Raw genomic sequence first — 12916 nt, 5'->3', positions numbered from 1 at the left:
TATAATTGTTTCTAAGCTTTTTTAATTTATCCTTTTTTTCTTTTTTTTGTTTTATAATCTTTAAAATATAATCAAGCTTATCTATTTTATATTTTAATTCATCTAAATATTTATATTTTTCTAGTTGTTTATTCAGTTCGCTTAATTTATCTTCAACTCTTTTTTTTTGAGTATTTAACCCCCTGATATCTTTTAAAGTATCACTTACTGCCTTATCAACAATATGTACTCCTACTAGTCTACCAATGGCATTAGCCCTAATTGATGCCTTTTCTGAAAGTAAAAACGGTCCTTCTAACTGGTCTGCAATATTAATAGTATTAGCTTTGTTACTGTCTAAATACAATTTTCTTATATTAGTACTTTCAATGATATCTATTGGAACGTTTTTACCAAACCCCTCATATACAGATTCTTTACCATTTCTATCAACGTATATATATTGATTCTTAGATTTTGTCCTTATTCTTTTTAAACCTGTGTTGTCACTAAAATATAAACTTACGCAACATTTACTTTCTCCTTCTCTCATAAAAAAAGTCCCTGTTGGTTCATTATAAAGAACCCATTTAATAGCTCTTATTATAGAGCTCTTTCCCTGGTCAGAAGGACCAACTATTACATTTAAACACTTATCTAGCTCTATCTCTGTAAATTTGTGCGATTGAAAATTTTCAATTACAACTTTCTTAATATATTTCATTATTTACTCATCATCTCCTTTAAAATACATCTGTGCTACTCCAATTCTATTAATTGCCTCGTCCTTTACAGCCTTTGATATCCCATCTGTATTTGCCAAACTATTTAATATATGAGTAATATCAAGTTTTTCAAATTCACTTGATGAATCTATCGACTGTTTAAATTGCATTATTCTTTCATTTCTATATATGAACATCTCAATTTGTTTTCTATCCAATATTTCTTTACCTGACTTAGCTTTCTTCAGCGGTATCAAATCTATATTAATCTCCTTCTTTAAATCTATTATTGCAATTTTAGGCTTTCTTTCAATCTCTTGTAAACTATTAGTTATTCTTATCAAACTTCCTGGATTCACAAAATACTTATTATCTATTTTTATTACTCCAAAACCTGAGTGATAATGTCCACAAAGGGTTATATCAGCTTTAGTTTTGACTATATCTTCTATAAGAGTGTATGGAATACCTTTTATAAAAGGTCTATCTAGCAGCATTCCATGCACCACATGAATTAAGTAATCTACACCTTTTTGCTTTTCTTTAACTATATACCCTTTTTTAGATTTATCAGTATCTATATCATATCTATAATTTTGGCCTGTGATTTGAACTTTTATATTCTCTTTTTTTAATATTATTTTATCATTTGAATCTATAAGATTTAAAATACCAAGTGCATCAAAAAGTCCTAACAACGTTCTATGTAAAGTTTCTGGATTATGCCCGTAAACATCGTGATTGCCTGCTATTACATATATAGGAACGTCAAATTTACTTAAAATTAAAGCAAATTTTCTAGCAATAGAGTTTGAAATGTCAGGTCTGTCAAAAAAGTCACCACCATGTAATATATAATCTACATTGTATTTCTTTGATATTTCTAATACTTCTTCAAATTTTAATTGTAATGTCTCTAACAAATTGTCTTTTCTATTCTTAGGGGTAGTTCCTCTTATATGCGTGTCGGTTAAATAAAGTATTCTCAAAATGAAGGCACCTCATTTCTATATAAAGGTATTTGGTTCCATTTGCACATACTTACTTAATATTTATTATAACATACATTCAATTTATTAATTTTCCTATCTAAAGTTTAACCATTTCACATAAAAAATAATATAGTCTCCTCTAGAGGAGACTATATTATTTTTTACTCTTTTTTTCTTCTTTATTTTCTTTTTCATCTACTTTAAGACCGTATTTTTTTCTTATCTTCAATTCTATCTCATTAGATATTTCTGGATTATTTCTTAAAAACTCTTTTGAATTTTCTCTACCTTGACCCAATCTAGTATCTCCGTAGCTATACCATGAACCAGCTTTATTTATAATATCCGCTGTCGTTCCAACATCTAAGATATTACTTTCCTTTGATATACCTTCACCATACATAATATCAAATTCTGCCTTCTTAAATGGTGGTGCAACTTTATTTTTTACTACTTTTACACGAGTTCTATTTCCTATCATTTCGTCACCTTTTTTAAGAGTTTCTATTCTTCTAACATCCATCCTTACTGATGCATAGAACTTTAATGCTCGACCCCCAGTAGTAGTTTCTGGATTACCAAACATAACTCCAACTTTTTCTCTCAATTGGTTTATAAAGATTGCAGTAGTATTCGATTTCTTAATTGCTCCTGCAAGCTTTCTTAATGCCTGTGACATTAGTCTAGCTTGTAAACCTACATGACTATCTCCCATTTCTCCTTCTAACTCTGCTTTAGGTACAAGTGCTGCTACTGAGTCTATAACTATTACATCAATCGCACCACTTCTAACGAGTGCTTCTGCTATTTCTAAAGCTTGTTCTCCTGTATCTGGTTGTGATACTATAAGGTTTTCTGTATCTACACCAAGCTTTTTCGCATAACTAGGGTCTAAAGCATGTTCTGCATCAATAAATGCAGCAGCTCCTCCTGCTTTTTGAGCTTCAGCAATTACGTGTAAAGCCACAGTAGTTTTACCTGAAGATTCAGGACCGAATATCTCCACAATTCTTCCTCTTGGTACTCCACCAATTCCTAATGCTATATCTAACTGTAATGCACCTGTAGATATAGCTTCAACATTAAGTTTAGAATCCTCTCCTAACTTCATAATTGAGCCTTTACCAAATTGTTTTTCAATTTGATTTAATGCCATTTCTAAAGCTTTCTTTTTCTCCATCATATTCTCCCAGTTAAACTGGTTTCACCTACCTCTCCCCTTTGTTTCGAACGTGTGTTCTAATGTCATTATATAATACTTGTTTTCATAAGTCAATTAATAATTTTTTAAATCAATAAGATACTTTCTTATTTCATTGAACACACTATTAGCAGTCTTATTTTGTATTATCTCTCTACTTCCACTAAAATTGAATTTATAACATTTAATAGTATCATTAGTGACTAAAGCCATATATACTAACCCTACTGGTTTTTCACTTGTACCACCAGTAGGACCTGCAATTCCTGTCACAGAAACAGCTATATCTATATTATCCTTATTCTTTAATCCTTGAGCCATTTCAATAGCTGTTTGTTCACTTACTGCTCCATATTTATTTAGTGTTTCTCTTTGTACGCCAACTTCTTCAATTTTCGAAGTATTACTATAAGTAATAATACTTCTTTTAAGAATTTTAGACGCTCCTGATATTCTTGTTAATCTGCTGGTTATAAGTCCTCCAGTACATGATTCACAAAATCCAATTTTAAAATTATTTTTTAATAATTGTTTGAACACAACTTCTTCAATAGATTCATCGTCAAATGAATACACATATTTTTTTATTTCTGGCATTAATGTGTCTACAGTTTCTTGTATTGTCTTGTCAACTGATTCATTATCTAGTCCTTTTGCTGTAATTTTAATATCTACTTGTCCCTCTTTTGCATATGTTGCAACTAAAGTATTATCTTTAAATCCAATTTTACTTCTAATTTTGGATTCTATATGAGATTCACCTATCCCTATCGTCCTTATTGTCTTTGACTTAACTACAATATTAGATTTCTTACTTAAGTATGAACATATATAATTTTTAAACATTTCCTTTATTTCCCTGGGTGGTCCTGGTAAGATTATTATTATATTTTTATCCTTTTCAATAATAAATCCAGGAGCTGTTCCTACTTTATTTTGAATAACTTTACTTTTTTTAGGGATATATGCTTGTTTTAAGTTGTTTTTACTCATATGCTTACAGCATTTATTAAAATGTTCCTTTATTTTTGACAGTACTTCTTCACTGAATACTAATTCTTCTTTCAATACTTCACATACTACTTCCTTAGTTATATCATCTTCAGTAGGTCCTAAACCTCCAGTAATTATTAACAACTCACTTCTTTTTAATCCTTCAGTTATAACTTTAGCTAAATCATTTTTATTATCCCCAACAGTAGTCTGAAATGATACTTCTATCCCTAACTCAAGTAATTTTTTTGAAAGGTATATTATATTAGTATTTAAAACATCGCCACTTAATAGTTCTGAACCCACATTAATAACTTCACAAATCATAATATGCCTCCTGGTTAAGTAATTGTACTATCTTCCACTTGTAAATACTTCTCTGTTTATATATATATAATTAACACCTGATATTACAGTAAATAAAACTGCTAATATAACTAGTATTTTGTCAATAGGAAACGTATTATTAATAAATGAAAAGTTATCTAATAATAATGTTATAATAGCTAATATTTGCGTTATTGTTTTTATTTTTCCCCACCAGTTAGCGGCTATTGTAATACCTTCAGATGCTGCTAAAACTCTTAAACCTGTAATAGCAAACTCACGAGCTATTATAATCACTACTACCCAAGCTGATATTTTTTCTAACTCCACAAGTGATATTAAAGCCGCTGAAACTAATAACTTATCTGCTAGTGGGTCCATAAACTTACCAAATTTAGTTATTTGATCTCTACTTCTGGCTATATATCCATCCAAACTGTCACTAGAAGCAGCTATAATAAAAATTATAGCTGCAATATATTCACCTCTAGGTACGTTAACTAATAGAAAAAACATAAAAACTGGTACTAAAAATATTCTAGCAATTGTTATTTTATTAGCCAAGTTCATTACATATCTCCCCCACTAAATCATATTCTAAGTAATCTGTAATTTTTACTTCAATAAAATCTCCTTCGCTTAACTTTTTATTACTTCGTACATATACTATACCATCTATTTCTGGTGTATCCATGTACGACCTTCCTATATATAATTCTTCGTTAGGAATCTTCTCTTCTATCAACACTTGGTACTTTTTCCCTACTTTTTGTCTATTTTTTTTCCATGATATATCCTGTTGAAGCTCCAATATTTTTCTTTGTCGCTCTTCTTTTTTATCTTGTTCTACTTGATTTTTCAATTTAGCAGCAGCAGTCCCTTCTTCTTTAGAATAAATAAATGCACCCAACCTATCAAATTTTGTATCTTCAACAAATTTATATAATTCTTCAAAGTCACTTTCAGTTTCACCTGGAAATCCTACTATTAATGTAGTTCTAATAATAATATTTGGAATTTCTTTTCTTAACTTTTTAATTAAACTAACTATTTGCTTTTTATTTGTTTTTCTATTCATTCTTTTTAAAATTTGATCATTTATATGTTGAATTGGTATATCAACATAATTAACAACCTTGTCATTTCTTTTAATACTTTCAATTAAGGATTCAGAAAACGAATCTGGATACATGTATAGTGTCCTTATCCATTTTAAACCTTTTATCTTATTTAATTCATCCAATAACTTGGGAAGTTTACTTTCTCCATATATATCTATACCATACTTAGTAGTATCCTGTGCAATCAAAATAATTTCTTTAGTTCCTTTTGAAACTAACTCTGTAACTTCATTAACTATAGATTCTATACTTCTACTTCTATATTTACCTCTAAGTTTAGGAATAATACAATAAGTACAAAAATTGTTACATCCTTCTGCTATTTTTATATATGCTGTATATGCTGGCGTTGTAATTACTCTTGGTAGTTCATCTTTATATGGCTCATTGATATTTCCAAATTTTACACATCCACCTTGTCTAGTTACTTTTTCAAGTACATCCAATATCTCGTGAATATTCCCTGTACCGATTAATCCATCGATTTCAGGCAATTCCTTTAGCAATTCTTCTTTATATCTTTCACTTAAACATCCAGCTACTATTATATATTTGCATTTACCATGCTTTTTATATTCACCAGCTTCAATTATAGTTTCGATTGATTCCTCTTTAGCATCATTAATAAAACCGCAAGTATTTATTAAGATAATTTCTGAATCTTCTAAGGATTCAACTATTTCATACCCATTATTCTCCAATAAACCTAACATAATCTCAGAATCGATAAGGTTTTTTGAACACCCTAGTGAAACTACTGATATTTTAAAACCCATCTTATTACTCCTTTCAGTTCCTTCTATATTACTATGTATCGTTTATAAAATATTAACTCCTCAACACATTTATTAATTTCTTTATATTCAATAATTTTATCATATTTATTTACTTTATCAATAGAATATTTATATAAAGGGTCATAATAATGTAACATCAGCTTTTCAATAACATAGTTATATTCATCGTCTTTAATTTTTTTTATAAGTTCATCCACCAATTTATTACTCAATCTCTTTCTTAACTTATTAATAGCTTTAATTATAGTTGACTTTTCTTTAAATATATTATCATTCAAGTAATCATCAGAGATATTTTGTATCCTATTCTCTAAAGTCGTTTTTAATAACACATGTGTTCCTTTTTCCATTTTGTTATACAATTTTTCAGGTAGAAGTATTTTTCCAATTCTTTTACTTTCGCTTTCTATAAATACATAATTAGTTTTTATATTCATTAAAGCCCAAAACAATTTTGTTTCAAAATTCTTTTGTGTTACGCAACTATCATTATAACCAATATTACCAAAAACAGAACCTTTATTCTTTGCAAGTAACTCTAGATCTATAATAGGTTCATTTCTATTCTTTAATATTCTTAATATTTTAGTTTTTCCTACACCTGTGTATCCATGTAGAACTATAAAATTCAACCTATTAATGTGATAATCTAAGTTTTCAACTACATATTTTCTATATGCTTTATATCCACCTTCAATTAAGTATACGTCAATTCCCATTGTATTAAGTACGCTTGCAACTGAATTACTTCTCATTCCACCCCTATAACAGAATAATGCAATATCTTTATTTTTTTCTTTTATCTCTCTTACTTTTTTGTATATAACCGATAATTTACTTGATGCATATTCTATTCCTTTTTCTTTAGCTTTTTCCTTGTCAACTTGTTTATACAAATAACCAATCTTTTCTCTTTCCCTATCATTTAAAATAGGTAGGTTTATAGCCCCAGGAATTGTATCTGCACAAAATTCCTTTTCACTTCTTACATCTATAAACTCAACATTTCTTTTTTTTAATATTTCATCAATCCCCACTTTCTTTATCATCGGTTAGTCGCTCCTCTACTTAAATCTAATTTTCTTTTAAATTGTCTAAATCATCTTTAGAAATTAATACTTTTCTAGGTTTGCTACCTTCATGACCTCCTACAATTCCTCTTTCTTCCATATCATCAATTAATCTCGCTGCTCTAGCATAACCTATTCTTAATTTTCTTTGTAAATACGAAATTGATGCTTGTCCTTCTTCAACAACTAATTCAATAGCCTTAGGCAATAAGTCATCACTATTATCTGAGTCTATACTTACCTCTTTCTCTATATCATCAATTATTTCTTCTTGATAATTGCTACTAGATTGTTCTTTTAAATAGTTAACTATCTTTTCAACCTCTTTTTCATCAATATATGCTCCTTGAATCCTCTTAGGCTTTGAAGCCCCTACTGGATAAAAAAGCATATCCCCCTTACCTAAAAGTTTTTCAGCTCCGCCCATATCCAAAATTGTTCTTGAATCAGCTTGAGAAGATACTGAAAAAGCAATCCTAGAAGGTATATTAGCCTTAATTGTACCTGTTATAACATCTACAGACGGTCTTTGTGTAGCTATAATTAAGTGAATTCCAGCAGCTCTTGCCATCTGAGCTAATCTACAAATACTGTCCTCTACCTCTCCAGGTGAAACCATCATAAGATCAGCCAACTCATCTATAATTACAACTATTTGTGGCAATTTTTCTATTTCCTCATCAACGTTAGCTTTATTATTGTAACTAAAAATATCTCTAACTCCAAACTTGGCAAATAAATTATACCTTTTAGTCATTTCTTGCACAGCCCAATTCAAAGCTCCTGCAGCCTTTTTAGGGTCAGTAACAACTGGTATAAGTAGATGCGGTATTCCATTATAGACACTTAATTCAACAACCTTTGGGTCAATAAGTAAAAGTTTTACTTCATCAGGTTTTGCCTTAAATAGTATACTTGTTATTAAAGTATTAATGCAAACACTTTTACCGGAACCAGTAGCACCTGCTATTAATAAATGTGGCATTTTTTCAATATTCGTAACAATAGGTTTACCCGCAATATCTTTACCTAAGGCAAACGGAATTTTAGTATCAACTTTTTCAAATTCATCTGATTCGAAAATTTCTCTTAATGAAACTATTGCCTTATTTTGATTTGGCACCTCAATGCCAATTGCTGATTTACCTGGTATTGGAGCTTCTATTCTTATATCTGAAGAAGCTAAACTTAAAGCTATATCGTTAGTTAAATTTACTATTCTACTAACTTTAACACCTGGAGCCGGTTGCAACTCAAATCTTGTTATACTAGGTCCTTTACTAATTTGTATAACATTTGCTTTTATACCAAAATTACTTAAAGTTTCTTCTAATCTATTTGCTTTATTAAGGATTTCTTTCTTTTCACTGGGGTCTTTTTTATATTTACTTTGTCTTAATAATTTAGTTTCCGGTAACTTATATGACTCAATACTTTCGTACCCCTGTGTTTCCAGTACTTCAAATGAAATATTATCTTCTGAATTATTGCCATTTCTATCCTTGTCTATACTTATATCATTTTTTTCAAAATCAGTATTTCTTTCTTTTTTATCTTCCTTTTTTTTCAATTCATTAGTAAAATCTAAAATCTTTATTTTTTCTTCTATTCTATTTTTATCAACCTCTTGTATATTCTCAATATTATTTTTTACATTAACTTTAATTTTTTCTTCTTCATATATTTCTTCTTTTTTATCTTCCTTTTTATCGACATAAACAAAATCTTTAATTGATTTTAAAGAATTTCTAACTATTTTTTTCAATACTCCAAAAAACTTTCTCATAATTTCAACGATACTTATATTTGTTAAATTTAAAAAAGAAATTAATGTTAAACATACTATTAATATATATGTACCAACCACACCAAATAATTTTAAAGTTAAATAACTAAATAACGCTCCTATTATTCCTCCACCTTTTGCTAATTCACCAGCTTTTATAGAATCATTAAGAAGTTCTATAAAAGCTGTTTTTTCATCTATTTCTACTTTATTAAAATAATTAATATGCAAAAAAATTAGAAAACATAAAAATATAATAACTAACGATATGGAGCGCTTATTTTCCTTTAATTTAAGCTTATTTAAAGAAAATAATATTCCTATAAATAGAATAATATAAGGCAAAAGAAAACTACCGAAACCGGCAATAACCTTAAATTTGTTCTCAATAAAGTCTCCTACATAACCTGTAGATGCACTATGCATACTAAATAAGGCTAATATTCCTAATGATATAATTATTATTCCTATTATTTCCTTATTTAAATCTTTGTTTTTATTTTTTTTCTTTTTTCTTTTAGCTGATTTAGCTTTCATATCATCACCTCATTTGTTTATTTCTACACGTTATAAAAAATTCCTTTACTTTATTTTAATGAAACGATATTGCAAAAAGAAAAAGCTTTGTTATGGTTTACATAACCATATTTAACAAAGCTTAATCAAATAAATATCATATTGTCGTGCTTAATATTGTAATTATACCTAGTATCCATACATAATATGAAAAATAATGAAGTTTTCCTTTTTCAAGTAACTTAACTAAAACTTTAATTGCTACTATACCAGAAATACAGGATAATAAAACTCCTATAAGTAAAGGTAATGTTATAATGATTTGATTCCCTTCCGATATTACATCCATAAACTCTAACAAAGATGCACCTAAAATAGCTGGAATCGAAAGTAAAAATGAAAATCTTGTAGCTAACTTCTTATCAAATCCCCTAAACAATGCTCCTACTATAGTTGACCCTGAACGTGATATTCCTGGAGTTATGGCTAATCCTTGAAATGTTCCAACTATTATAGCATCAAAAATACTTATATCTTTAGTCCTTTTATGTCCTGATGCTTTTTTTTCAGCTGCCCATAATAATATACCTGTAATTAAAAGCGCAAAGCCTACTGTAACCACTGAATCAAATAGAACTTCAAAAAAATCTTTAAGTAGCATACCCATTAAAGCTGTAGGTATAGTACCTACAATTATCATTATAGCGAGTATTCTATATTCATTATTTAAGCTTAGCTTTCGATTTTTCAAAATTTCCAATAATAGACCAATAAATTCCTTAGCCATATTAGAAATATCTTTATAATACACAATAACTACAGATAGTAACGTTCCAAAATGAAGCATTATTGTAAAAAATAAATTCCCTTCATTTACATTTAACAGTTTTTGCAATAAAACTAAATGTCCAGAGCTGCTAATTGGAAGAAATTCAGCTATTCCTTGAAAAATACCTAGTATAATTGCTTCGATTACTGACAAATAGGTATCCCCCTTTCAAAAAAGTAAAGTGCTAATGGAATTCATTAACACTATTACAGACTAATTATAACATATTTTATTTTACTTTACTAAATATTTTTATATTCTTTATCACCAATTAATTCTTTTAACTTATTTATCGCTTTAGTTAATCCACCAACTTCATTTATCAATCCATATTTTACAGCTTCTTCACCAGTTAATATTGTTCCTACATCATTAGCTAATTCATCAGTGTCATACATTAAATCTAATAATGTATCTTTATCTATTGTCGATTTCCTTAAAATAAAATTGATAATCCTCTGTTGCATCTTCTGGAAATGTCTAAACGTCTGTGGTACTCCGATTACTAATCCTGTTGTTCTTATTGGATGAATAGTCATTGTTGCAGTTGGAACTATAAACGAATAGTCACTTGAAGTTGCAAGCGGTACTCCAATACTGTGTCCTCCTCCTAAAACTAGTGAAACCTTTGGTTTACTTAAGCTGCTAATAAGTTCAGAAATAGCTAATCCTGCTTCTACATCTCCACCGACAGTATTTAATATAGTAAGTACACCTTTTATTTGAGGGTTTACTTCTGCACTTAAAATTTGTGGAATTATATGTTCATACTTTGTGGCTTTCTTTTGAGGTGGTGATATTATATGACCTTCAATCTCCCCCACTATACTAAGAAAGTGTATATCCTTAGGCATATTAGGAATATTAATTGTACCTAAACTTTCAATATTTTCTAATTTTCTGTTCTTTACAGGAGGCTGCTTTTTACTTGGTTGTGTTGACATAATATTTTTATCGTTACTTTTATTGTTTATGCTATTAAAAAAATCTTTTTCTTTAATCATGTCTATCACTCCTAATGAATTTGTTTATAAGTTTTTCTTAAAAAACTTTATAATTTCTAAGTTTTCATATATATATTTTTTACTAATTGTATAATTATATGCTTTAGTTCAAAAAAAATAATAAGTAGACTTTAAAGCCTACTTATTCAGTCTCTAAATGGAATTCTTTATGTAGTGCATTTATTGCAGCATTTGTATCTTCCTCTTTTGTTAAACACCATATTGTAGTATATGAATCAGCTGTTTGTAAAATTTTTATTCCATTCTCTGCTAAAGTATTGTATATTTTTGCCATGATTCCAGGTATACCTCTAATCCTATGTCCTATTGCACTTATCTTGCAACACTTCTCGATTACTTTATAATTATATCCATTTTTATTTAGAATTTTCTTTAACACTTTTAAATCATTCTTGTCAATAGTAAAAACTTTTTTATCAGTGAAAAAGTTTATCAAGTCAATACTAATTTTATTCTTAGTTATTTCTTTCATTAATTGTCTAACATAGTCAGTCTTATCGTCTACTTCTATAATAACTTGTACTCTATTTTTTTTATATGTTATTGCTGTGATTAATTTATTTTTATCGAATTTTTTATTCTTTTTAGCATTTACAAAATCTTTATTACTTATTATTGTACCAGAGGAATCAGTTAATGTATTTTTAATTTTTACTTCTATATTACTTCTTTCAGCAATTTCAACAGCTCTTGGATGTATAACCTTAGCACCATCTTCTGCTAATTGATATACTTCTGAATAGTGCATTTTTTTTATAAGTCTAGCGTCAGGAACAATACGAGGGTCAGCTGTCATTATACCGTCTACATCTGTATATATTTCTACATATTCACAGTTTAATGCTTCACCTAATGCTACAGCAGTAGTGTCACTACCTCCTCTTCCTAATGTAGTTATTTCTCCATCTATAGTACCTCCCTGAAATCCAGCAACAATTACAATTTTATTTTCTTTCAACGCATTTAAAATTTTCTCTGGATTAATCTCTAATATTTCTGCACGTCCATACTCTTTATTTGTTAAAATCCCACCTTGAATGCCGGTTAATACTTTTGTTTCATATCCTAGCCTATTTATTACATTTGATAAAACTACTGCAGATATGATTTCTCCGCATGACATCAAAAGGTCTAATTCTCTTTTTTTTATCACTTCATTATCTACTAAATTTATAAGACTATCTGTTGCATAAGGATTTTCTTCTCTGCCAATAGCAGAAACAACTGCAACCATCTTATAGCCTTCTTCGTATTTGTTTATAATTTTTTCAGCAACCTTATTTCTGTTCTTTGAGTTTGCAACAGAAGTACCACCAAATTTTTGGACTAAGATTTTCATTTTTTCCACCTCAAAGTTATTAATAGATATATTTTATATTATGTTTTATTTTAAAAATCGTTCCATTATAAGGTATACTTACTGTTGCGCATTGTATATTCATCAACTTCGATTATTATCATATCATTTCCTATTTTTCTAACTGCTTCCCAAGGTATTTGCACATCATCTTTGTATGAAAAAAGTTTAAATTGACTTTTTCTGTCAGGAACTGAT

General features: G+C 28.6%; 11 protein-coding genes. All 11 read right to left on the bottom strand.

Annotated features, from left to right (window positions below; translation table 11 throughout):
* On the bottom strand, window positions 1-703 hold a 703-nt coding region (locus tag L21TH_RS03390), incomplete at its 3' end, for an AAA family ATPase (RefSeq protein WP_034429196.1).
* A gap of 3 nt (window positions 704-706) precedes the next feature.
* Complete coding sequence (locus L21TH_RS03385) at window positions 707-1693, bottom strand: metallophosphoesterase (protein ID WP_006308968.1); 987 nt, start codon at window positions 1691-1693, stop codon at window positions 707-709.
* 157 nt (window positions 1694-1850) lie between these two features.
* Window positions 1851-2876, bottom strand: a complete 1026-nt coding sequence (recA, locus tag L21TH_RS03380; RefSeq protein ID WP_006308966.1) for a recombinase RecA — start codon at window positions 2874-2876, stop codon at window positions 1851-1853.
* A gap of 96 nt (window positions 2877-2972) precedes the next feature.
* On the bottom strand, window positions 2973-4217 hold the full coding sequence (locus L21TH_RS03375) for a competence/damage-inducible protein A (protein ID WP_006308964.1): 1245 nt from the start codon (window positions 4215-4217) through the stop codon (window positions 2973-2975).
* Between the two features lie 27 nt (window positions 4218-4244).
* On the bottom strand, window positions 4245-4787 hold the full coding sequence (gene pgsA, locus L21TH_RS03370) for a CDP-diacylglycerol--glycerol-3-phosphate 3-phosphatidyltransferase (RefSeq protein ID WP_006308961.1): 543 nt from the start codon (window positions 4785-4787) through the stop codon (window positions 4245-4247).
* Window positions 4774-6114 carry a 30S ribosomal protein S12 methylthiotransferase RimO gene (rimO, locus tag L21TH_RS03365; RefSeq protein WP_006308959.1) on the bottom strand — a complete coding sequence of 447 codons (1341 nt, stop codon included), beginning with the start codon at window positions 6112-6114 and terminating at the stop codon, window positions 4774-4776. Before rimO ends, pgsA begins: the two co-directional genes overlap by 14 nt.
* A gap of 23 nt (window positions 6115-6137) precedes the next feature.
* Window positions 6138-7184, bottom strand: coding sequence for a tRNA 2-selenouridine(34) synthase MnmH (gene mnmH / locus L21TH_RS03360; RefSeq protein ID WP_006308957.1), 1047 nt, complete (start codon window positions 7182-7184; stop codon window positions 6138-6140).
* Window positions 7185-7209: 25 nt separating this feature from the next.
* Window positions 7210-9528 (bottom strand): FtsK/SpoIIIE family DNA translocase, encoded by a 2319-nt coding sequence (locus L21TH_RS03355; RefSeq protein ID WP_006308955.1) that lies wholly within the window; start codon window positions 9526-9528, stop codon window positions 7210-7212.
* Between the two features lie 136 nt (window positions 9529-9664).
* Window positions 9665-10489, bottom strand: a complete 825-nt coding sequence (locus L21TH_RS03350) for an undecaprenyl-diphosphate phosphatase (protein WP_006308953.1) — start codon at window positions 10487-10489, stop codon at window positions 9665-9667.
* A gap of 89 nt (window positions 10490-10578) precedes the next feature.
* The gene (locus tag L21TH_RS03345; protein ID WP_006308951.1) at window positions 10579-11340 is read right to left on the bottom strand and encodes a ClpP family protease; all 762 of its coding nucleotides are present in this window, start codon (window positions 11338-11340) and stop codon (window positions 10579-10581) included.
* A gap of 142 nt (window positions 11341-11482) precedes the next feature.
* On the bottom strand, window positions 11483-12700 hold the full coding sequence (dapG, locus tag L21TH_RS03340) for an aspartate kinase (protein WP_006308949.1): 1218 nt from the start codon (window positions 12698-12700) through the stop codon (window positions 11483-11485).
* Between the last annotated feature and the right edge of the window lie 216 nt (window positions 12701-12916).

It is taken from the genome of Caldisalinibacter kiritimatiensis (assembly GCF_000387765.1).
GTDB classification, from domain to species: domain Bacteria; phylum Bacillota; class Clostridia; order Tissierellales; family Caldisalinibacteraceae; genus Caldisalinibacter; species Caldisalinibacter kiritimatiensis.
The sequence above is the reverse complement of the archived record's forward strand: the minus strand, read 5'-3'. Positions and strand labels throughout refer to the sequence as shown.